The sequence below is a fragment of the Bacillus sp. 05T22 genome (genome assembly GCF_056396765.1).
The window spans coordinates 1-23320 of the sequence record NZ_JBFTMC010000085.1; the positions used below are offsets into that span (position 1 = coordinate 1).

At 34.5% G+C, this 23320-nt stretch carries 23 protein-coding genes, 2 pseudogenes and 1 riboswitch; of the genes and pseudogenes, 7 read left to right on the forward strand and 18 right to left on the reverse strand.

The genetic code is table 11. The features are described 5' to 3' along the window. The 7 genes from AC1DIT_RS20685 to AC1DIT_RS20715 form a co-directional block, all read right to left on the reverse strand. Window positions 1-1093, reverse strand: a 1093-nt coding sequence (locus tag AC1DIT_RS20685) for a HAMP domain-containing protein (protein ID WP_476998377.1), incomplete at its 3' end; no start/stop codon positions are given. Then, window positions 1090-1779 carry a response regulator transcription factor gene (locus AC1DIT_RS20690; RefSeq protein ID WP_016116804.1) on the reverse strand — a complete coding sequence of 230 codons (690 nt, stop codon included), beginning with the start codon at window positions 1777-1779 and terminating at the stop codon, window positions 1090-1092. The genes AC1DIT_RS20690 and AC1DIT_RS20685, both read right to left, overlap by 4 nt. A 53-nt stretch (window positions 1780-1832) precedes the next feature. Continuing rightward, a complete protein-coding gene (locus AC1DIT_RS20695; protein ID WP_016116805.1) occupies window positions 1833-2453 on the reverse strand; it encodes a class D sortase in 621 nt (206 codons plus the stop codon). A gap of 93 nt (window positions 2454-2546) precedes the next feature. Then, entirely contained in the window at window positions 2547-2948 is a 402-nt protein-coding gene (locus AC1DIT_RS20700) for an LPXTG cell wall anchor domain-containing protein (RefSeq protein WP_016116806.1), read from the reverse strand. Window positions 2949-3171: 223 nt separating this feature from the next. Further along, a complete protein-coding gene (locus AC1DIT_RS20705; RefSeq protein WP_016133325.1) occupies window positions 3172-3777 on the reverse strand; it encodes a PspC-like choline-binding domain-containing protein in 606 nt (201 codons plus the stop codon). Window positions 3778-4064: 287 nt separating this feature from the next. Next, the gene (locus AC1DIT_RS20710) at window positions 4065-4397 is read right to left on the reverse strand and encodes a hypothetical protein (RefSeq protein WP_016116808.1); all 333 of its coding nucleotides are present in this window, start codon (window positions 4395-4397) and stop codon (window positions 4065-4067) included. 188 nt (window positions 4398-4585) lie between these two features. Continuing rightward, the gene (locus AC1DIT_RS20715) at window positions 4586-4801 is read right to left on the reverse strand and encodes a hypothetical protein (RefSeq protein ID WP_139350076.1); all 216 of its coding nucleotides are present in this window, start codon (window positions 4799-4801) and stop codon (window positions 4586-4588) included. A gap of 462 nt (window positions 4802-5263) precedes the next feature. Between AC1DIT_RS20715 and hpt the strand changes: the two genes are divergently transcribed. Both hpt and AC1DIT_RS20725 read left to right on the forward strand, forming a co-directional pair. After that, window positions 5264-5794, forward strand: coding sequence for a hypoxanthine phosphoribosyltransferase (gene hpt, locus AC1DIT_RS20720; protein WP_003201413.1), 531 nt, complete (start codon window positions 5264-5266; stop codon window positions 5792-5794). A 338-nt stretch (window positions 5795-6132) separates the two neighbouring features. Beyond that, window positions 6133-6312: a cold-inducible protein YdjO-related protein gene (locus AC1DIT_RS20725; RefSeq protein WP_006096330.1), complete on the forward strand. Its 180-nt coding sequence runs from the start codon at window positions 6133-6135 to the stop codon at window positions 6310-6312. Between the two features lie 188 nt (window positions 6313-6500). On the opposite strand, the gene AC1DIT_RS20730 is transcribed toward AC1DIT_RS20725, so the two are convergent. The 10 genes and pseudogenes from AC1DIT_RS20730 to AC1DIT_RS20775 form a co-directional block, all read right to left on the reverse strand. Continuing rightward, a complete protein-coding gene (locus AC1DIT_RS20730) occupies window positions 6501-7097 on the reverse strand; it encodes a DedA family protein (RefSeq protein WP_016133326.1) in 597 nt (198 codons plus the stop codon). Continuing rightward, window positions 7084-7674 carry a class I SAM-dependent methyltransferase gene (locus AC1DIT_RS20735; RefSeq protein WP_006096328.1) on the reverse strand — a complete coding sequence of 197 codons (591 nt, stop codon included), beginning with the start codon at window positions 7672-7674 and terminating at the stop codon, window positions 7084-7086. Before AC1DIT_RS20735 ends, AC1DIT_RS20730 begins: the two co-directional genes overlap by 14 nt. 144 nt (window positions 7675-7818) lie before the next feature. Continuing rightward, window positions 7819-9768 carry an ABC transporter permease gene (locus AC1DIT_RS20740; RefSeq protein WP_016116812.1) on the reverse strand — a complete coding sequence of 650 codons (1950 nt, stop codon included), beginning with the start codon at window positions 9766-9768 and terminating at the stop codon, window positions 7819-7821. Continuing rightward, window positions 9755-10525, reverse strand: coding sequence for an ABC transporter ATP-binding protein (locus AC1DIT_RS20745; RefSeq protein WP_003201420.1), 771 nt, complete (start codon window positions 10523-10525; stop codon window positions 9755-9757). The genes AC1DIT_RS20740 and AC1DIT_RS20745 overlap by 14 nt, the downstream gene beginning before the upstream one ends. 559 nt (window positions 10526-11084) lie before the next feature. Beyond that, window positions 11085-11890, reverse strand: a pseudogene (gene metQ / locus AC1DIT_RS20750) (methionine ABC transporter substrate-binding lipoprotein MetQ). Between the two features lie 46 nt (window positions 11891-11936). Further along, window positions 11937-12337: pseudogene (locus AC1DIT_RS20755) on the reverse strand (ABC transporter permease); the annotation flags it as partial. Between the two features lie 98 nt (window positions 12338-12435). Next, a riboswitch (SAM riboswitch) is annotated at window positions 12436-12545 on the reverse strand. Window positions 12546-12724: 179 nt separating this feature from the next. Further along, window positions 12725-14299 carry a putative ABC transporter permease subunit gene (locus AC1DIT_RS20760; protein ID WP_033671605.1) on the reverse strand — a complete coding sequence of 525 codons (1575 nt, stop codon included), beginning with the start codon at window positions 14297-14299 and terminating at the stop codon, window positions 12725-12727. Further along, on the reverse strand, window positions 14289-15005 hold the full coding sequence (locus tag AC1DIT_RS20765) for an ABC transporter ATP-binding protein (RefSeq protein WP_016116815.1): 717 nt from the start codon (window positions 15003-15005) through the stop codon (window positions 14289-14291). Before AC1DIT_RS20765 ends, AC1DIT_RS20760 begins: the two co-directional genes overlap by 11 nt. 141 nt (window positions 15006-15146) lie before the next feature. Next, entirely contained in the window at window positions 15147-15779 is a 633-nt protein-coding gene (locus AC1DIT_RS20770; protein ID WP_016116816.1) for an SdpI family protein, read from the reverse strand. Then, complete coding sequence (locus AC1DIT_RS20775) at window positions 15776-16048, reverse strand: autorepressor SdpR family transcription factor (RefSeq protein ID WP_016116817.1); 273 nt, start codon at window positions 16046-16048, stop codon at window positions 15776-15778. The genes AC1DIT_RS20770 and AC1DIT_RS20775 overlap by 4 nt, the downstream gene beginning before the upstream one ends. A gap of 207 nt (window positions 16049-16255) precedes the next feature. Here AC1DIT_RS20775 and AC1DIT_RS20780 point away from each other — a divergent pair, with 207 nt between their 5' ends. From AC1DIT_RS20780 to AC1DIT_RS20800, 5 genes are all read left to right on the forward strand, one after another. Further along, window positions 16256-16951: a response regulator transcription factor gene (locus AC1DIT_RS20780; protein WP_016133327.1), complete on the forward strand. Its 696-nt coding sequence runs from the start codon at window positions 16256-16258 to the stop codon at window positions 16949-16951. 2 nt (window positions 16952-16953) lie between these two features. Next, complete coding sequence (locus tag AC1DIT_RS20785; protein WP_016116819.1) at window positions 16954-17976, forward strand: sensor histidine kinase; 1023 nt, start codon at window positions 16954-16956, stop codon at window positions 17974-17976. A 94-nt stretch (window positions 17977-18070) separates the two neighbouring features. Then, window positions 18071-19954, forward strand: coding sequence for an FtsX-like permease family protein (locus tag AC1DIT_RS20790; protein WP_476998378.1), 1884 nt, complete (start codon window positions 18071-18073; stop codon window positions 19952-19954). Window positions 19955-19975: 21 nt separating this feature from the next. Then, window positions 19976-20728 carry an ABC transporter ATP-binding protein gene (locus tag AC1DIT_RS20795; RefSeq protein WP_016116821.1) on the forward strand — a complete coding sequence of 251 codons (753 nt, stop codon included), beginning with the start codon at window positions 19976-19978 and terminating at the stop codon, window positions 20726-20728. Beyond that, a complete protein-coding gene (locus AC1DIT_RS20800; protein ID WP_016116822.1) occupies window positions 20725-22695 on the forward strand; it encodes an FtsX-like permease family protein in 1971 nt (656 codons plus the stop codon). Before AC1DIT_RS20795 ends, AC1DIT_RS20800 begins: the two co-directional genes overlap by 4 nt. A 49-nt stretch (window positions 22696-22744) precedes the next feature. Here the strand turns inward: AC1DIT_RS20800 and AC1DIT_RS20805 are convergent, their stop codons facing one another. Further along, on the reverse strand, window positions 22745-22966 hold the full coding sequence (locus AC1DIT_RS20805) for a YjcZ family sporulation protein (RefSeq protein WP_016133328.1): 222 nt from the start codon (window positions 22964-22966) through the stop codon (window positions 22745-22747). Window positions 22967-23320 lie beyond the last annotated feature (354 nt).

Here is a 23320-nt window from a genome sequence, read left to right on the forward strand (position 1 = left end):
GTTCAATATGTGTGTGCAATGTATTTGATAATATATTAATGTTGTTAGATAAATCGCCAATCTCATCTTTTGAAGTAATTGGGATTCTTTCCGAAAAATCTAAATGTGCAATTTTTTTCGTTGTATCATTAATTCGTAATAGCGGTTTTGCAATTTGTTTTGAGTAATAAAAAGATGCCAACAAGGTAAGTACTAGCACAAATGCAATAATATATACATAATAATCCTTTACCATTTGTACTGCTTCATCTACGGGCTGCAAGGACGCCATCGCGAATATATATGTTAAAGAGCCATCCTTTTCCTTTATCGGTTTAATTAATAATTTATATTTTATATCATTTTTTTCATAGTCATTTATTCTTAAGGCATCCTTGTTATCTTTATTTTCATTTAACAGTAAGTCCGCTTGAAATTCTTTTATACTCTCCAAGAACAAAGTGTTTTTATAAAGTGGATTCACTATCCCTTTACTATCAGGTAGTTGCACTTTTGTAATAGTTCCCCCAAAACCAGTACTAGGAACTTGAGCAGCACTTTTCTTTTCCTCTTTCACCTTAGGAGCTATTTCATTTATTTTCTTATCTAATGGCTTGTTGGACCAATTTATACCCTTACTTAAATTTAATACAGCAGGAACAAATGTAGAATCTCTAACCATTCCATAAACTGAAATTTGCAACCCTGAAAAATGCGGCATTTTTTCATTTTCAACCTCTTCTATCCCCATAAGATAATAGAGAGGGATTGTAAGGTTTGTTTTTCCAAGTTCCTTCTGCGATAGCCGATCCAGCTTTACTTCGAAATAAAAATCAGTCGCATGTTTTAAATTCCCATCACTATCTAATGCTGTAATCCATGTATTATTTTCTCTATAAAAATCTTGTTCCAGTTTCTGAATTGCTTCTGTGTTACCATCACTATTCAAATACTCTCTCTCAAAAGAGCTTATATTTGTTTGAATATCACTAACTTTTCTGTTGGCATAATATTGTTTAAAAAATATCGTTTGTCCAATAAAAATCGTCGCTAAAATCAACATGCATAGTGCTGTTGTAAGAATAAATAATTTGAGTACAATCCCTTTGCTCATACATTCCCCTCAAATTTATACCCCATCCGAACAACAGTCGTAATGTACTTTGCTTTATCTCCTAATTTATTTCGTAAATTACGGATATGACTATTCACTGTCCGGTCATCACCAGCAAATTCATATCCCCAAATTCTTGAAATCAATTGCTCTCTTGTCAAAACAATTCCTTGATTCCGCATAAAATAGGTCAATATCTCAAACTCTGTATGTGTTAAATTAATGTCCACTCCCTCTATCGTAACGATACGTGATGGGAAATGAACACAAATTCCATGAATAGATAGCGTATCATTTTCATTACTTGGAGATTTACTTGTAAGTATTCGACTTTCAAGTAATCGCTTTGCCCTCGCTAGTAAAATAGGCGGACTATATGGCTTCGTTACATAATCATCCGCTCCTAACTCAAATCCAAGTAACGTATCATCTTCATCCACACGTGCCGTGAGCATAATAATCGGCACTTGAGACGTTTTACGGATTCTTCGGCAAACAGACCAACCATCCAATTCCGGTAACATGATATCAAGAATAACTAAATGAACCTCTTCTTCTTCAAACAAGGATAAAGCTTCTTTCCCATCTCTTGCCTCAAGTACTTTATATTGCTCATTTAGAAAATAATCTTTCAATATTTCGCGTAAAATATCTTCATCCTCAACAATTAAAATTGTTTTTGTCATATTCCCTTCCCCCTTCTCTCATTCTAAATAGCTAAAGACAGAGTACTATACTCTCATTTTGAATCAGTAGCAATCAATTTCGCTTCAATAATATATCGATCTGGTGCATCACCTATATAATCAAATGGATAGCACGTCGTCAGCGTTAATGTTGATTCTTCTTTCTTTACTATGACTGTGCGATCATCCGCATGTGTAATCCACATTTTTTGAATCTCATAACTATAAATCTTATTATCGTATTCCATAATGAGGTTATCTTTTTCTTTAAGCTCTCCTAGTTCTGTAAATACAGTATCGCGATGTCCACTCAGTACAGTGTGTCCTCCTTCAGATGGAGCTGTTGTCATATCACTAACAAACATACCAACTCCTTTTTTCAATGTGCTATCATTTGCTCCCCAATATATAGAGAACTTCTTCTTTATTTTGGGGATATTTAACATCGCGACTTTCTCTCCTTCTTTATATGGCATTTGAGAAGAAGGTACTTGAGAATTCACAGGTGTTTCAGTGGAATGCCCTTTTAATTCTATTTTTTCAAAATTCTTTATCTCTTCTGTCGTTAAATCTTGTGCGGAACTTTTTCCTTTGTACCATTCAAAAAAATAATACGTCCCCATAAGAATACCGACTATCATGAAAGCAAGTCCAATACGATTTATAAGTCTCACTTTAATCCCTCCATGCAAAAAATGGCAGGGATATCCTACCATTTTTAATATATGAAATTATCCCATTCTTTATAGACTAATTTATATTTTGTTTTACGCTTTAATTTTACGGCGCGTAAATCCAAACAATGATCCTAATGCTACAAGGCACGCGCTTAACGTCATCATTATTATGCTATTTGATGCTGTATTTGGTAGTTTCTCACCTTTTGTAGCTTGCACTGCCGCTTCTTTTTTCATTTGATCTTGTTTTTGTTGTTCTTGAATTCCTTCTTTTTTCATCTTATCTTGTTTTTGTTGCTCTTGTACTGCCGCTTCTTTTTTCATCTTATCTTGTTTTTGTTGTTCCTGCATTGCTGCTTCTTTTTTCGTTGTATCTTGCTGTACTTGTGCCACTTCTTCCTTTGTCATTGTCCCAGTAGACGCACTTGCTACCGAAGAATATCCTACTGATAAAAGTGCCATCGCACAGATTGGTACAAGTTTCTTTTTCATTTATATCTCTCCTTAGTATACTTTTTTCACATCGCATCGGATGTATTCATAGAATATATCTGGTATGTAAATATGAGATGCAGATGAAATGGATTTTTCTTAAAGATTCAATTACCTTCAAGAAATCAAAATTCCCTCTGCACACCTCTCTATTTACGGAATAAAAAGAGGCTGCCGAAAGTAGCTAATTCAACTACTTTCGGCAGCCTCTTTTTTTAAATATCTAGAGCATAACACCGTTATCTTTAAATGAATACCAAGTACCATTAATTAAGTGTTTGCCTATTGCCATTGCACCGTCAGATTTTAAATAATACCAGTTCCCAGATTCTTGCAACCAACCTGTTTTCATCGTACCATTCGGATTCATATAATACCAACCTGCATTAGTTCTTACCCATCCAGTTTCCATTAATCCACGATGAATATAATACCACTTATTCCCTTCTTTTACCCAACCTGTTTTCAGTGATCCATCTGGATTTGCATATACCCAACGATCTTCACCATCATGTATCCAACCAGTCTGCATAACACCATCATTACCTAAATAATAATCTCTTCCATTTTCCCTAACATAATCTTTTTGCACCATGATTCCATCTATAAAGTAATACCAATTTCCGTTATAACTTAACCATCCTTCATGAGCTTTTCCATCTTTATCAAAGTAATACCATGAATCTCCAGCTTTTACCCATTCCATTTTTTGTATAGCTTGTTCTTCTTTCGGGACAGCCTGATTCACATTTCCACTTGTTTCTGCATGAGAAACGGAAGGTACTAAAAACATTACAGACATTAAAACTAGCAAAATAATTTTTTTCATTTTTCCCAGTCTCCCAAATAATAAATTATTTTTTAGTTTCTATACCCTACAAGTAAATTATATTACGAATTATAGGTGTAAACAACACTTTTGTAATATAAATGTAATATTTTTATCATTTTTGTTACTTTTATATTTTAATAGTAACATTTTACCGTTACATCCTTACAATTAGTATAGATGTTTCGCTTTCACTAAATTCCTTTTTATCCCGCATGAATGGAAATTCATGCGGGATAAAAAGCATTGTAGATTCCCTCTACAATGCTTTTTCTGTGTCTCAGTGTCTAATTGTTACTTTCGCGTGAATTTAGAGTAAAAGGGGCTGGAGTGATAACTAATTGTCTCGGCTCAGTTTTCTTTAAGTGATTTTTGACGTTACACTTACGACGTTGGAAGGCCCATGCCTCTATAGGGTTTGTGAGAATGATCCTTTGCTCTTCATTAGGGGTCTCTTCTTTAAGATTACAACTCTCGCTCCATTTACACCATTTCATTGTAAACTGTGAAGAAGAATGATCGTTTTCTCGATCAAACAAGTGCAAAAGGCCCATCTCTTCATCTAGTACCATCGTATTACTAGTTGATAACAAAGCAAGGGTCGTCCAACGTTTCTCCATTCCCTCCTACTCCTTTTCACATATAGTGCCTAAAGCTTATTTTACCTAAAATGTGCTTGCCTTTTACCTTACATCTATAAGTTTATCCAAAAGACGACTACTCAACTATCGATTTTTCTTACAAATCACCTTACATTTTTGTAAGAAATGAAAAAAACCCTTCATCTAAACGAATGGAGGGTTTTTAATCATTTTTCATCTATATATTTTTTCATATCATCTAATCCAGCTTCATACAGTTGCAACATCATTCCATGAGAAATTGCTCCAAGAACTAAAGTCATCCCAATGAGTGAAATGCGAATAGCAGGAACATCAATTAAGTAAGCCAACATACCAAGAACGATTGTTAAAAGTAATGCTTTTATAAATGTAACACTTGTGTACTGTTTCTTTTTCATGATTATCCCCTTAATGGAAGCGTTTTCTTAATGTGATCAGTATATCATATCATCAGACTATTTTGTGGGGATTTTTGTAAAAAGAATGCTATTATAAAAATAAAGGAATTCCTCTAAGATAAATCAAATTCTTTTTTATTTCCTCACCTCTACTCTCTAACCACGTTGGACGAAAAATAATACTCTATATAAATCTTCTGCTTACTCTATTCTATTATGTTTATATCCGTTCACTACTTTCGTCATACAATATAAAAGAATCATATAAAACATAACTGGGATTATAATAATTCTTGGCTCTAGCATGAACGGATCATAAAAACCTCAAATCGAACTTTCATTTTATTTTATTCTGGCCTTCCTAATATAAACCTTTAGCCAATATGTATTTCTCTTTTTTGACTTTTCCCCTTCAATCCTTTACAGTCAAAATGTTCACAAGTTTTACAACGCAGGAGGATTCTAATGAAAATTGAAATAAAAGATACTTTAATCTCTGAAGAAGCATTACAAACAAAGGTAAAAGAACTAGCACTGCAAATTGAACGCGATTTTGAAGGAGAAGAAATCGTTGTGATCGCAGTACTAAAAGGTTCTTTCGTCTTTGCTGCTGATTTAATTCGTCACATTAAAAATGAAGTAACAATCGACTTTATCTCTGCATCTAGTTACGGCAACCAAACGGAAACAACAGGAAAAGTTAAATTGTTAAAAGATATCGATGTCAACATTACAGGCAAAAATGTAATTGTTGTAGAAGACATTATCGATTCTGGCTTAACACTTCACTTCTTAAAAGACCACTTCTTTATGCATAAACCAAAAGCATTAAAGTTCTGTACATTACTTGATAAACCAGAGCGTCGTAAAGTTGATTTGACAGCCGAGTATGTAGGTTTCCAAATTCCAGATGAATTTATCGTCGGCTATGGCATTGACTGTGCAGAAAAATATCGTAACTTACCATTTATCGCTTCAGTAGTAACAGAAAAATAAAACCACATACAACTTCCATCAATTTTTGATGGAAGTTTATTCATATCATCCACTACTATATAAATACAAATTGAAAAACCAACATAAAACCTTTCTTTTTAGGTAGGAGAGCTCTCTCTTCATACACCGTGCCAAATTGAATTATTGCCAGGACATTTTACGATGATTTATAACCCAGAATTAGTATAATAGAGTCCTTGTTATACTTTGGTAATTTATAAAGTTCGCATTTTTATAAAATAAACATTATAATTAAAAATATAAAAGGTTGTTAACAAAAAACGTTAACAACCTTTTTATTTTTTTAGAAAAATTTTTCACTTTAGAGGAGTGATTGTATGTATTGGAAAAGAAATAATAAGCCTGTAGAAGATCCAGAAGAAATCGCTGTATGGGAATGCCAAACAGAAGATTGTTTAGGATGGATGCGTAAAAACTTTTCTTTAGAAGAAGAACCAAAATGTCCTTTATGTAAAGGTGATATGAATAGCGGGACACGACTACTACAAAAATTGTAAAGATTAGGTTCCATCTCCCCTACATTCCTCAATTATGAAATCCAATAAAGAGAAGATCCTCTTTCTCCTTATCTACAGTGCAAGTTTACTTCCTAATTATGAATTTGAAATAAATGATTGAAAAAAGCAGCTATTACTTAAAATAGCTGCTTTTTTCCTTACTGTCTACGAATATTTAGACAAGTAATCTATCCTATTACCTGATTTTTCTTTTGTATATATAAATATAAAACACTTGCTATGACGACAATTGTGCCACCAAAATAGAGGCCATACTTCGTCGCAAGTTCTACAATCGCCTCGATGTGTTTACCAAACATAGAACCAAGCATAAAATAAAGCAACGTCCACATAAATCCCGTCGTGTATGAATACAAAGCATATATTTTAAATAACATACGACTCATACCAACCAAATAAGGAACAATATGTCTAACGACAGGTATAAAATAACTTGTTACTAATGCATAATGTCCATATTTACCAATCATTTCTTGTGATTGTAAAAGATACTTCGCCTTTTTCTTTTTCATCAATTTATCAAGTACTTTATCACCAAAAACCTTTCCAAGTATATATCCTAAAGAGAGGCCGGATACGACACCTAAATAGGTTAATAAAAATGCTGGAATTACACTTAGTATGCCTACTGACGATACAAACCCACCACTCATCACAATCATTTCATCTGGAATTGGCATACCTACAATCCCAAACCATAAACAAAAGAATAAAGCCGCATAGCCATACTGCTCAATATAGGATAACAATTCATGTAATTCCATTAGGCGTATGACCTCCTAGCCTTTTTCTACAACTAAGAACATGTGCTGGAGGAAGATTCAACCAAACCTTTTTTAGTGAAATTTCCTGAAAAAAGGTTTGGATAAATGCTTTCCTTGCAAGCGAATATTGAAACGTAATAAACTCGCCGTCCTCACTTAATGACTCCATTACACTGGATAAAATACGAGATGATACTTCCGTTGGTAAGGATGTAAAAGGTAACCCTGATAATACATAATCAACCTTCTCTATTTGTAACTCCTTTATATATTTCTTTATGTTCTCCGCTGATCCATGTATAACCAAAACGTTTGGATCGTCCTTAAACTGCTTCTGTAACTTTTTGAAAAAAACTTCATTAATTTCAATCAAGATAAATATTGTATGTTCTTTTTTTCTCTTTATAATCTCTCTCGTGAATGATCCTGTTCCAGGTCCCAATTCTAGAATATACTTTGCTTCTTCGAAATTAATCGCGCCTACCATCTTTTTGGCTAATATGTTAGAACTAGGTGCAATTGCTCCAGTATTCTTTGGATGTTTCACAAATTCGGTTAAGAATGTAATAAGTTGCATCTCTAACCTCTCCCGTTCATTCAATATCGTCTAATATAGCTCCAAGTATAACTATCATTTTTTAAAAAATAACATGGAAATTTCTTAAGATTTTATGAAGAAATAAAAAACAGCTACCGCCTATAGCGATAGCTGCTTCCTTCATTACTTCGCGCTCACAATTTTATAGTAAGAACGAACTGTTAAGAAGTAATATCCAATGTAAATTACACTATATACTCCGATACTAATTAGTAGTGGGATTAATATTTCAAATGGTAGCAAGTTTGATAAGCCTTTTAATGCAAATAAACTGTGGCAAATCCCTACTACTAATGGAATTGTAAAGATAAAGCTTACTTGTTTTGCAATTGCTTTTTTCATTTCTTGTTTTGTAACCCCGACTTTACGTAGTACAACGTAACGATCGCGGTCTGCACTTGCTTCTGTTAGCTGTTTGAAGTAAATGATGGAGCCTGTTGCTAGTAAGAAGACAAGTCCTAAGAATAGACCGATAAACATCATTAATCCTGTTGCTTCCAGCATACCATGGAAACCAGTGTAGAAATCATTGAAAGGTCGCGCAACTTCTGATTCTCCAGCTGGCATCACTTTCTTTAATTTCTCTGTTAGCACTTTACTATTCTTCTCATCTTTTACATCGATATTTTTAACGATACGTGTGTCAGCTACTGCCTTCGCACTCTTATATACTTCATCTGGTACAACAACGAATAGTTCTCCTAAGTTCGTTATATTACGTCCTTCAGCACCTTTAATCGTTAATGTTTTCGCTTCATTACCAATCGGGAATACCGCTTTATTCCCTTTATATACAGTGCTGAACTCCTGCCCTTCAATATACATACCATCAAATACGAATGCCTCGTTAGCCGCCAAACTTACAGCCTCTACATCCATATTCTTTGCTATGTTATTAAATGCTGATTGCGATACAAGCTGATATTTCTCGGTAACTAAATAATTTGTATTCATACCCATATCTGCTTTTTCGCCTTTAAACTTCCCTTTAACAGGAACCATTTCTATTTCGAATTGGTTCGTTACAGGATGCTTCTGTTTCTCTTCACCCAAAATCGCATTTACTTTATTGTCAAGTGCCGCATCCTTTTTCTCGTAAGAATAACTGTGCGGCGCATAACCTTTCGTTTGTTTAAACGTGTTGTAATACATCGTAACAGACGTACCAACTGCAGTTAATGTTACCGCACTTAATATTGCAATAGTTGCTAGAGATTTTGCATTTCCTTTAATGCGGTACAGTAACTGTGACGTCGTTACCATGTTCATACCGTTATAGAAAGATGATTTCTTATGTCTTGCTCGTTTTAATACAAACACTGTAAAGAACATAAATAGTAAGTACGTACCAAGTACTGTTGCAAGTAGAATGTAAAGCGCAACTGTCATAAAGTCTGCATATTTAATAGCTTTAATATACATCAGTGATAAGAAATAACCTGAACCAATTAAACAAACTGAAATCAATGCCATAATCATTGATCCTTTTGGCATCGCTTCCCCTTCACGCTCCGCACGGAAAAGCTCAATTAATTTAAAGCGATAGATTAAACGATATCCTTGCAGTGATGTATAAAGGATAATCACAAAAAAGATAATTGCTGTATCAATAATTGCTCCCATTGGTACTTCAAAGTGAACATTTAAGTTTAGTCCCATCATACTTACTAATAACTCAAGGAATAACTTCGAAAGTACACTACCAATTGCAATCCCGATTACTAATGACATCAAACCCATCAGCATATTTTCATAAAATAACATTTTACCAATTTGTCTTTTTCGAATTCCTAGTAGTGAATAGAGTCCAACTTCTTTTTTACGTTTCCGTGTAAAGAATCCGTTAGAGTATATAATAAATACCGCTACGAAAATAATTAGCATCACACTGGAAACTTGGAATGCTCCACTAATTTTCTTAGAACCTTCCGCTGCCTTTTCCATTTGTGAATTATACTGAAGTGCCTTAAATGTAAAATAAATGACGATGCTAAAGATCATCGATGCAAAATATAAAAAGTAATCTTTAAAGTTCCGCTGTATATTGCGGAGGGCAATGCTAGATAACGTCATCCATTGCACCTCCGGAAATTGCGGACATTACGTCTACTACTTGTTGGAAGAATTGTTTACGAGTTAATTCCCCGCGGTGCAATTCTTTATATAACTCTCCATCCTTAATGAAGATAACTCGTTTACAATAACTTGCCGCAAACGCATCATGCGTTACCATTAAAATTGTTGAATTATCATATTCATTTAATGACTTCATACTTTCTAATAAGTCTGTTGCTGATTTTGAATCAAGAGCTCCTGTTGGCTCGTCCCCAAAAATCATACTTGGATTTGTAACGATTGCACGTGATGCTGCGCAGCGCTGCTTCTGTCCACCCGATACTTGGTATGGGAATTGACTTAAAATATGGTCAATACCAAACTTCTTCGCAATTTCAAGAACGCGGCGATCAATTTCATTTGCTTTCACTTTTGATAACGCAAGTGGTAATGCAATGTTCTCTTTCACCGTTAGCGTATCTAATAAGTTATAATCTTGGAAAATGAATCCTAAATGATCACGGCGGAACAATGCTAATTTATCATCATTCATTTTCACAATGTCTTTCCCATCAATTAAAATCTCACCGCTCGTTGCATTATCAATTGTAGAAAGAACATTTAAAAGAGTCGTTTTACCAGATCCAGAAGGTCCCATAATTCCAACGAATTCACCTTCTTGCACTTGTAAGTTAATACCTTTTAACGCTTCAAATTTATTTCCACCTGTATCATATACTTTTTTAATATTTTTCGCTTCTAACACTGTTTTCATCTCTATATCCCTCACTTCTTCTATTCTCTATTTTCACTATATCTAACTCCTACTCTTGCCACTATCGATGTTTCTTACACAAACATGACAGTTATGTAAGGGCGCTTATATAACTACAGATTGAAAAACCACATAACACCTAATCTTTAAGTGGGAAAGAGCATTCGGCCATGCGTAGAAGCGATTAGTGCCTTTTTCAGCCCCATGCCACGTGAAAACGAAGATAGAAAGTGAGTGGGGATTCGCTTGTGTATGCATAACCGCGTTTTATATGTTGGTAAATCAAAATGAATATATATACTAGTAGAAAAACACACATTTAACTTTATGAAATAACTACTTTGTTACTATAGCACCCGGCTAACATACCATCTATTCATTCTCCTTACACGAACATTACATTTCTGTAAGGTTAAAAAATCCGGTACTGATGATTCAGCACCGGATTCCTTATGAAAGAGTAATATGAGTGATGTACTTAAGCTATACACATAAAGCAACTAACTCCTGTGCTTGATCTTGAAGAGCTCGCTCTCGAAATTCTCCATTCTTTCCAAAGTTATTCTTTTACAGGAATAACTGCACCTTTATATTCCTTATTAATAAAGTCTTCAATTTCTTTCGAATGCAATACTTCTACAAGTGCTTTAATTTCTTTTTTATCTTTATCGCCTTTGCGAACGGCGACTACGTTTACATATGGAGAATCATTACCTTCAATCGCGATTGCATCTTTCCTTGGATTTAATTTTGCATCAATTGCATAGTTAGCGTTAATTAAAATAGCATCCCTTCTTTATTGTTATACATTTGTGCTAATAAACCAGGCTCAATGTCTGTTTTGAATTTCAAATTTTTCGGGTTTTCTGCAATATCTTTTACGGTTGCTTTTACAGGTTCTATACCATCTTTAATTTTCAAAATACCTTCTTTTTGTAAAATCGCTAAACCACGTCCATGATCAGTAATTGCATTACTCATAATAATTGTTGCTCCATCTGGAAGCTCTTTTAGGTTTTTATATTTTTGAGAATATATACCGATTGGTTCTATGTGTATTTTCCCAGCTACTTCAAAATCATATTTTTTATCTTTCATTTCTTTCTCTAAGTATGGAAGGCCTTGGAAATAGTTCGCATCTATTTCTTTATTCGCTAATGATTTATTTGGTAATACGTAGTCTTGGAATTTTTCAATTTCTAGTTTTACACCTTTTTTCTCAAGTAACGGTTTTGCTTTTTCTAAAATAACTGCATGCGGTACATTAGAAGCACCAACAACAAGCTTATTTTCACTTTTTCCTCCACAAGCAGCTAAACCAAAAATTGCCGTTGTAATAAGTGCTGATAGTAATAGTTTTTTCATGTTGTAAACACCCTTCTTCTTTTTTATGTATTTATTTTTTATCAATTCACGTTGTAACAAAATCACTAATCCATTGAATTAGGAAAACAACGAGTACTACACAAATTGTTGCAATGATTGTCACATCGTTATTCCTGCACTGAAATCCTTCTAAATAATCAAGTTTCCCTTTTCTACCAGCACTGATAACACCAGCCATTGCTGTATAGTCGTTATGGTAATACCAACTACTGGTGCTAGTAAGGATTCTAGAATTAATACCTTCCCAATAATCGTGCTCGTTTTGCTCCTATTGCTTTTAAAGCTCCAATAATTAAAGCTGGCAGTTCTGCACTTACCCCACGGAGAATCTTCGTAAACGGAATCGATAAAATAACTAAACATTCAAAATATCGAATGTATTATAGGATAAATATTACCATCGACTGTATAAATCGCTCTGTTTTCTCACAGAATATCCTTCACTCTCATTCGAACAACAAAAAACCCTTCTGCTTTTAGAATGAGCAGAAAGGTTTATATGCATATATCAACATTATCCCTTCCTCTCATCTCTCAAAGCATTTGCTTTGCAGGAATTAGCACCATTTCAACGTAAAAGTTGATGGTTGCTGGGTTTCACAGGGCACAGTCCCTCCACCTCTCTTGATAAGAGAAATCAGATTTAATTTTCATCCGATTTGAAATTTATGAAATTGTCTATATTTTATGAATTGAATTCTATCAATATACACTCGTTATATCAATAGGAATTTTCGCAAAAAACAAAACTTCAAAATATTAGCTTGATGGGTATGGGGTAGCACCTCTTATAAATCCCTTAACCAAAACCACTCATTTTATACTTCCTCTAGATTCATTGTTATACAGTAGCACGGTAATACTAGAAAGTATTGCAATAACTACAAAAGTAAATATCCTATAGCTCGATATCACAGCAGTACCTATAAGAAAGGCAGGAATGACTGCCAGAATCATGCCGCCAAACATACCAAGAAAAGCTCCCATACTCTGTTTCACTACTTGCGTTTCTGACACCCAATCATAATAAGCAAATCGGTTATTAATAAAAATCCCCCATACTGCTGAAAAAAATGAATATATGATTGGAGTTATTACGATTAAAATTGAAGTCCAAATACCTGGATTTAAACCTATAATCATAAGGATAGCGCTAATAATTGATGTAGGTATGCTGAGTGAAAGATTCATGAGAATCTTACTGTCATAAATCATTTTCGGTGTAAGAGGCAATGACTTGATAATCCATACGTTTTTCCCCTCGAGCGACAATGACACACACGTTGTACACGTCATTGCAATCATTGCTGAAATAACAAATGGAGCAACCTTTTGTAAAAGCGTTTCGATTCCAGGATATCCAATGAATTGACTTGGCCCTACTATAACGACTGCAAGTGAGAATATGACTGCCATGACAACTCCCATACCGATATTAATCACATATACTGTAGAAGAAAAGAAACGCTTCCGTTCTTTTTTATATAATGCAATCAACACTTTTTCTTTCTTCATATGATCAATCTTGTAATCGGAACGCGTATGGTACGTAGAAACTCCTGTATTGATTTGCTTATATTTAAGCGAGAGTATTTTTACAAAAAGATAATACCAAATAACTGATATGCTGACAAAAAGAATAAAAGCTCCTATATTCGCATCGACAATTGCTTTTTGAAAAATGTTAGCTAGCGGATACACTTTAGTCAATTGTTCCGAAAGGACTGCTCCAATCCCTTCCAAATCAGTCAGGCTATATTTCGTATTTCCCTGCTTGAACATAAAGTAGCCAAATATAATAATTGCCATAAAACTTAAAACGGTAGTGACTCGATTCGCATGTCTAAACTTAGATGCTATCGCCGTAATGCATGCACCAAAAACAGCCGCAATTGTTGTTGGAATTAAAGATACTGTAAACAGAGTTATGATCCACATTACATAGAAAGATATTGACGGATTCTCATATATACAATAAATAATCCCCATCGGTAGCATGATGACCATTGAAAAGACAGTATTTAATACGTACAAATACAAAAATCTACTAGCAATAATCGTATCTACACGAATCGGTAAAGACATAACAAAATCATAATCCTTAAAGGCAAAAATTTCACCATTCGCCTTAAACATAGTGAAAAACAAAACTAATATACTGCTAATAACAAATGCATAGACCGGAATGACTTCTCCTATCCCAAGTTTGATTAATCCATATGCCGCGCTTCCACAATATAGCATCAACATGACAAAAACCAATGCAATGGTTGCTGAAATTAAAATTTTATTCTGCTTCTTTTTCTTATCTTTTTCATATTTAAACGTATTGAGGCCGAGCTGCGTGATGAAACGAATTTTTAAAAGGGCCAGCATATTACTTCTCATCGGCAAGCACCTTCATAAAGAGCTCTTCTAATGAATTTCCCTTGATTAAAGACTTTACTTCCCCCGAGATTGCTAGTTTCCCTTTGTGAATCATCGCTATCTTATTGCATAACTTCTCTGCTACATCTAATACATGAGTAGAAAAGAAAATCGCACTGCCTGATTCACAAAGTTCCTTCATCATCCCCTTAAGTACAAGAGCCGCCTTTGGATCGAGACCAACAAAAGGCTCATCTAAAACTAATAATTTTGGATGATGCACAACTGCTGATATAATCGCTACTTTTTGTTTCATACCGTGTGAGTAGGAGGATATTAAATCCCCCAAATATGGTGTAATCTCAAAAGCATCTCCATATGTTTGTATCCGTTCTTCTCTGTCCTTTACAGACACCCCAAAAACATCCGCCACAAAGTTCAAATATTGAATCCCTGTTAGTTGTTCATATAAATCTGGATTATCAGGAATGTATGCCATGACCTTCTTACACGTAATCGGGTCCTTTTTTACTGAATGCCCATCAACAAAAATTTCGCCCTCCTCAAAGTCTATAACACCTACTAGCGACTTAATCGTCGTACTTTTCCCAGCGCCATTATGTCCAATAAACCCAAAAATATCTCCCGCTTGAACAGTTAAACTCAAATCATCTACTGCTTTTTTGCCACCTTTGTAGGTTTTGCTAAAATTTATGATTTCTAACATACTCTCTCCCCCAAACGATTTAGACTCACATATAACAAAACTGAATATTCAGACCTATATAATTAAAATGATACGCAATAAGACTTCATCCTCACCACATATCATTACTTGCAAACGTCCTTACAGAATCGTATCTACTATTTATAGTTGTTCCTTTTTATATAAAATATAAGAATATCCATTCGTCAACACCACAGCTACTAGTATCATTGTAAGCATCATATAAGACCTCCAACTAGCTGGCACAACAATACTTACGATCATCATAAGTCCTAAAATTACAAATACCTTCCCACTAAAACGGTGTGTTTTGCGCCATACTTCTTCATTACTCAATGTCCATGGGTTACGCATACCCACAAAGAAATTCGGTTTACACTGCGGTAAATAATTACCAATAATTAAAAATAAAATTCCAACAAGTAATTCGGGGATCCGATTAATAAATAATTTATACCCTAAGCCATTTGTAATGATATCTATGTTTCCGATAAATAAGACAACTAGCAGGCTATTATTTATCATCATTAAAGCTTTAGAAAATTTTTCATAGTTTTCTTTCTTTGGATCAATCTTTTGTAAAACATTTAGAAATACATAACAACCAATCATGATACCAACCATAGACATCATTCCAGTTAATTTCGAAGAAAATCCATCAGCGGTCCCGCCGCTCCAATGGGTTGCGATTGTATCTGGCAAGTATGGCCAAGAAATTGCCCATGCTACACATGTTATAAGAATTAGTATGATTGCCAAAAGATGCTTTTTCATTTCCCCTCTCCCCCTTTATTCGTAAACGTAAACACCCAAGTTAATAAATCTTGAAAAACAGTAGTATTTAAGGAATACACAACAAATTGTCCTCTTTTTTCATCTTGTATAAGTTCCGCGTTTTTAAGTGCACTTAAATGATGTGAAATACTTGGCTTTGTCATATTGAAGTGTTCGGCGATTTCTCCAGCCGTTAAATCGCCTTCTTTTAATAAATCTAATATTTTTCGCCTTGTTGGATCTGCTAATGCTTTAAATGCTTGGTTCAATGTCTTTCTTCCTTTCACTAATTAGACATTTAGATATTTATCTAAATGTTAAAATAAAAAACGTTTATTGTCAATTAAATCCATAACCCTTTTTGCTTTTTCCACTTTTATCCTATACTGTTTACTAGCACTCGTTTCAAGGTAATGAAAAGACAAGAAACACATGGTACACTATAGCTACAATTGTTTTTTAGGAGGAATATACATATGTATAAAATTTTAATTGTTGAAGACGATCCAAATATCTCATCTTTACTTCAGTCTCACATTCAAAAATATGGTTATGAGGCTGTTGTCGCTGATAACTTTGATGATATTATGGATTCTTTTAATAGAGTGAAACCACACCTAGTACTTCTAGATGTCAACTTACCGAAGTTCGATGGCTTCTACTGGTGCCGTCAAATTCGTCATGAATCTACTTGCCCGATTATTTTCATTTCTGCTCGTGCTGGTGAGATGGAACAAATTATGGCGATTGAAAGCGGTGCGGATGATTATATTACAAAACCATTCCACTACGATGTTGTAATGGCGAAAATTAAAGGTCAATTACGCCGTATTTATGGTGATTATGCTCCAAATATTTCTGAGCGTATTGTTGAAGTAGAAAGTTTGAAATTATTTCCTGAACGACCAGAAATCCATTTTGGAACGGGGCAAGTTCTTCTTACAAAGAAAGAAGCTATCTTGGCGGAAATGTTATTATCGAAACACCCTCGTACAGCAAACCGCGAAGATCTATTAGCTGCACTTTGGGACGATGAAAGCTTCGTTGAAGAAAACACATTGAATGTAAACATTACACGTCTTCGTAAGAAATTTAATGAGCTTGGTATTGAAAATGCAATTGAAACAGTACGCGGATTAGGGTATCGTTTTAACGCAACTTGGAGTGAATAAGAATGAAGTTATTTTTGCGTGATCATTTTGCGTTTTTTCTATTATATGCACTAAACTTCGGTATCATTTTTATTCTCTATGATGCTGTAGATGGATTCCAAAACAACAAATTCTACTTTATTGTATTAAGCTTATATTTATTTATTTGCTTTCTCGCTTATCGCTATGTTCGCAACCGCAGAATGTACCACAGATTAAGTGAGCCACCAGAAAAAATGGAAGATGCGTTTATTGAAAGAGCAACTGCCCCAATGCCACACGGCGTAAATGAGCTTGTTCGGACTCAGTATCGTCTATTCCAAAAAGAACTGCAATCATATGAAGTCAAACAACAAGAACACCAATTGTTTATTAATCACTGGGTACATCAAATGAAAACGCCAGTTTCTATTATGCAGCTGATGGTACTAGAAATGGAAGATGAACATCTCATTCCGAAGTTTAAGAAAGAACTAGAAAGATTAAATCAAGGACTTGATATGGCGTTATATATGGCGAGGCTGAATAACTTCCACGAGGATTTCCATGTAGAAACACTCTCCTTAAAAGATGCTGTAACGAAAAATATCAATGGCTTAAAGGAACTCTTTATTCGCAACGGAGTCTTCCCTGTTTTAGAAGTTCATTCCGATCTTAAAGTTGCTTCGGACGCAAAATGGTTAAAGTTTATCATTTACCAATTAATGACAAATGCTGTTCGTTATTCTGGTGAACGCGGAAAGAAAGTCTTCTTGTCTGCTTATCGAAATGGAAAAGATATTATTTTAGAAGTTCGTGATGAAGGTGTTGGTATCCCTCAGGAAGATGTTCGAAGAGTATTTGAACCATTTTACACAGGGAAAAATGGACGTACTTTCGGAGAATCAACTGGTATGGGGCTTTATATTGTCAGTAAAATTTGCTCTTATTTAGGTCATTCCGTGAAGTTAGACTCTGAAGTAGGCAAAGGAACTAGCATTAAAATCATCTTCCATAACGCTTTAAATCATCAAGCAGACGGCTCGGGGAAGGTGATTGAAGAATGAACATACACAATTTCAACAAAATGTATGAGAACTCACTCTCATACATTTTTTGCAACATGACTACATCTTTTTCTTCTAGTTGGAGGTATACAGCATGACTTTTTGGCAGTTTGCATTTAAAAACGTAACGCGAAATTCCCGTGCTTATTTTGCCTACTTTTTAAGCAGTGCGTTTTCCATTGCCATTTTCTTTTCGTTTGCAGTATATTTATTTCATCCTCGGTTACAAAATTTAAGTACAGTTGATGGAATTACAGGGTTAATGGTATTTTCAGAAGTGGTCATTGTGTGCTTTTCCTTTTTCTTTCTGCTTTATTCCATCGGCACTTTCTTAAAAGTTCGTAAAAAACAATTTGGAGTTTTAACCGTTTTAGGAATATCGAGAAAGCAATTAAAACGTCTTGTTTTTATGGAAAATATGTTAATTGGGATATTGTCCATCTTTGTTGGCATTCAACTCGGACTCGTATTCTCACAATTTTTCTTATTAGTAACAGCAAAAATTACACACGTTCCAGGATTGTATTTATATTGGCCTACAGGAGCCATCATTTTAACAACAACAACCTTTCTTGGACTCTTTATCATTGTTTCTGCTTTTACTCCTATGCTCATTCGCACACGAAAAGCAGTACGCCTTTTAAAAGAAGGAAAAGTAAAGCAAAAAGAGCGAAAACCATCTATACTTATTTCTTTATTTGGTGCTCTATGTTTGCTATCGGGATATGTACTAGCCGGAAATCCACAGTTCTTTTTATCGCTCGGTATAGACATAGGATCGATTTACATGTTCTCTAGTATTTTCGTCATTCCGTCACTTGTGGCAATTGGAACATACCTTTTCTTTTCACAAATTTGCTTCCTGCTCATTCGCATTTTGAAAACAAGACGAAAATTTTACATGAAGCGAATTAATATGCTGTGGATTTCAGACTTGGCAAGCCGTATTCGAACAAATATTAATATGCTTTTTATTGTAGCTATGTTATCTACTCTCGCATTTACAATGATTACATTCATATATGGGTTTGGGAAATTTATAAAATTGGAGGTAGCCAAAAATAGTCCATTCCCATTTACCTACCTTTCATATGATGCTAATCCCATGGCCTCTCAACATATAGACTGGTTAGAAAAGCGACTGAGCAAAGAAGAGTTTACATATAAAACGTTTAAAACCGATTTATATGCAGTGTCATTGAAAGAAGATAAAACGACTCCCTATGAAAGAGAAGTGTATGTATTAAAGCAAAGTGACTATAACAAGCTTGCTACTGCTTTAAATCTCAAACGCCTTTCTGTAAAGGGGAATGAAACATACATCCTTCCTGGACATGGATATCAAAACTTGCTAGGCCCTCTGGAGGGACAGGTCGAACAAAAAAACGTTACACTTTCTCAAAATTCCTTTACCTTACATGTAAAGGGATTTGAAACTTTTAGTGTAATCCCAACTGGACTGGCATCACAATTGTTAATTTTATCTGATGATACAGTACGCTCCTTATCGAGTAGCATCAAACATATGGAACTGTATAGCGTTCAAGTACAAAATTGGGAAAAAACACATGTAATCGCAGCGGAATTTATAACAAAATTGCAGAAAGACCGAGAGAGTATCGCATCTAAAGAGCCTTTATATATCATGGAGGAAGCGAGTAATTCGCTATACGAAATCAAATTAGGCGCCGCTTCTTTCTTCTTTATCGGTACGTTCCTTGGTGTCATTTTCTTCATCGGAGCTGGAAGTGTACTTTACTTCCGAATGTATACGGATTTAACAAATGAACAAGAAAAATATATTACCGTTACAAAAATCGGTTTAACGGAATCTGAAATGAAACGCTCAGCTACCATTCAGCTTGCGATCTTATTCTTTGTTCCCTATATTATGGCTTTTGGAACGATTGAAATTCTCTTTTTCTTATTAATTCGTTCCCTATATATGCAAAAATTATCTCAGCATATTAAGTTTTAAGAAATAGAAAGGTGATTTTTTATGGAAGAAGTATTACACATTAAAAATGTCTCCAAAGTGTATGAGGGCAAAGTCCCTCATACTGCTTTAAAAAATATAAATTTACATGTAGATAAAGGTGAATTTGTCGCAATTATGGGTCCTTCAGGGAGCGGTAAATCTACTTTCTTAAATGTCATTTCAACAATTGATTCTCCTACTGCTGGTGAAGTGTTTATTAACGGAAAACAACCTCATACATTCCGCCGTGAAAAGCTAGCTGTTTTCCGCCGCCAAGAACTAGGGTTTGTTTTTCAAAACTTTAACTTATTAGATACGTTAACAATCGGTGAGAATATTGTATTACCATTAACGTTAGATAATGTTCCTCTTAAAGAAATGGATAAAAAACTGGATAATATTTCAAATAAACTTGGAATTGATCATATTTTAAATAAGCGGATTTTTGAAGTTTCTGGCGGACAAGCGCAGCGTACAGCTGTAGCTCGCGCTGTTATTCATCATCCATCGCTCTTGCTTGCTGATGAACCTACTGGAAACTTAGACTCAAAAGCTGCCATTGATGTAATGGAGTTATTTACAAAGTTAAATAAAGAAGAAAAAGCGACCATTTTAATGGTAACTCATGATCCATTTGCAGCTAGCTATTGCAACCGCGTTATTTTTATTAAAGATGGCGAGCTTTATAATGAATTACACCGCGGATTATATCGAGAAAAGTTCTATCAAGAAATATTAGATGTGTTGGCTTTATTAGGAGGAAGACGTGGATGACGTTTTGGCAATTTGCATTTAAAAATGTCATGCGTAATTCTAAAGCATATTTTGCTTATTTTGTAAGCAGTGCTTTTTCGATAATGGTTTTCTTCTCACTTACTGTATACTCGTACCATCCGCGTTTACAGAACTTACATGAACAAGGACCTTTGATGAATCTAATTGGAATGGCGCAATTTGTTATCGTCATGTTCTCGTTCTTTTTCTTGCTGTATTCGATTGGAACATTTTTAAATGTACGTAAAAAACAATTTGGTATTTTAACCGTTCTCGGTATTTCCAATAAACAATTAAAGCGACTTGTGTTTACGGAAAATATGATAATCGGACTATTAGCCATTTTTGCTGGTATTCAAGGTGGTCTTGTTTTTTCTAACCTTTTTCTATTGGTTACGTCCAAATTAACAGGTGCAACAGGGCTCTACTTATATTGGCCAACGAAAGCAATTATCGTCACAACTGTAACTTTCATCATTCTGTTTTTTATCGTTTCTACGTTTACACCTATGTTCGTTCGTACACGTAAAACGATTCGTCTCATTAAAAACGAGCAAAAGTTAGGAAAAGAAAAACGGCCTTCTATTCTCACTTCTTTATTTGCTTTAGCTTGTTTAGGACTATGCTATTATATCGCTGGATACCCGAAAGGATATTTCACCGAAAAAAACGTACAGGATGGCTCTGTAGTCTTCATTATTTTATCCATATTGCCACTTGTAATAATTGGAACGTATTTATTCTTTTCTCAAACGTTTCTTCTCTTTATATCTATTTTAAAAAAGAGAAGAAGATTTTACATGAAACAAATGAATATGTTATGGATTTCAGATTTAGTTGCACGTACGCGTGGTAATATTAATATGCTCTTTATTGTTACTATGTTATCTGCGCTTGCTTTCACAATTATTACACCGCTCTTTGCTATGAATAATTACACAAGGGCCTCTATTCTGGAACAATACCCTGTCCCATTCACCTATACATCTAATGAGGGGAATTCATTCGAACAAAAACATATTGCTACAATAGAACAAGAACTTACAAATCATCAATTTCAATATCAAAAATATAAATTTAGAGTTTTAAAAGATAAAGCTCTAGAACAAGACATTGTTATTATGAAAATGAGTGATTATAATACACTAGCTAAACTGTTGAAGCAACCAGAAGTTCAGTTAGATCCAGCCGATGCATATGTAATTTCTAGATATTCACCAACACTATTAAATTTAATAACCAATCCGTTCGCGAAGCAACAAACCATTACTTTAGAATCTAATAAAAAAGAATTTCACATTAAAGGATTTTTAAATCCAGGAGTAGAGCCGCAATACGCTCTTCCGCATACAATTGTGATGCAAGATTACGTAATTGACAACATGCTTCCGCATATTGAAACGATTACCATTTATAACTATCTTGTTGAAAATTGGGAAGACACTCTTATCCCTACCAAAAATATAATAAATAGTCTAGATAAAGATCGAAATGATTTATTGAAGAACAAAGAGCAAGAAGAACAACATACTGTTGTCCCATTCAGCCTTTTTACATCTAGTGACGAACTAGCATACAGCAAAAAAAGTAATGTTTCTAGTTTCTTTATTGGAACGTTTCTCGGCATTATCTTCTTTATTGGAGCCGCAAGTGTCTTATATTTCCGTATGTATAACGATTTAACAAGGGAAGAACAAAAGTATATTACCATTACAAAAATTGGATTAACAGAATCTGAAATGTTCCGTTCTGCAACAATTCAACTGGCTATTTTATTTTTCGTACCTTATGTGGTTGCTACTGTCCATACAATATTTGCAATTCAATTTTTACAAGCATTACTTGCCCTTTCTTTACTCAAAGAACTATTATTTGTACTCACTTTATTTGGGATTATTGAGATCATTTTCTTCTTTTTAATCCGCTCCCTTTACATGAATAAATTATCACAACGCCTTAAATTGTGAATAAAATAGCCTTGTGCGCGTGCACAAGGCTATTTCCAATAGTTTTTGTTTAGCAGTATCCGTAACCACCAAAGCCACCATAGCCGCCGCCAAAGCCACCGCCATAGCCGCAACCGCCACCGAAGCAGCTAGCACCGATGATAATCAATAAAATAAACAATACAATTAGAAGCGCAAAACCGCCACCGAAGCCGTGTCTTATGTGTCTATGGTGATGTTCATGTCTGTCATCGCATCTGTCATCGCATCTGTCATCGCATTTATCACTCATTACTCTATTCCTCCTTTAATATCATTCGTAACAACAAGGGGATCCTATCATGTTCTAAATGAGCGGATTCAATTTATATTATGTTTACATGTAGAATCGGGAGCTTGTTTCCCCAAAAACGGGCTTGTCTTGTGAAAGGATACAATTAAATCATCAATGAAAGGCTTAATGCCCACAAATCACAAAAAAACCTACGATAATGGAATTGAAGTGAACCCGAATAGTGGTACATGAAAAAAACACCTCCTGAATTCGCATACTAAGTATGCAAATTCAACGGAGGTGTTTTTCATTTGAAAGAAAGAGTACATTACCCAGAAGAAATAAAGTGGAAAGTGATTGAGATGAAAAAGG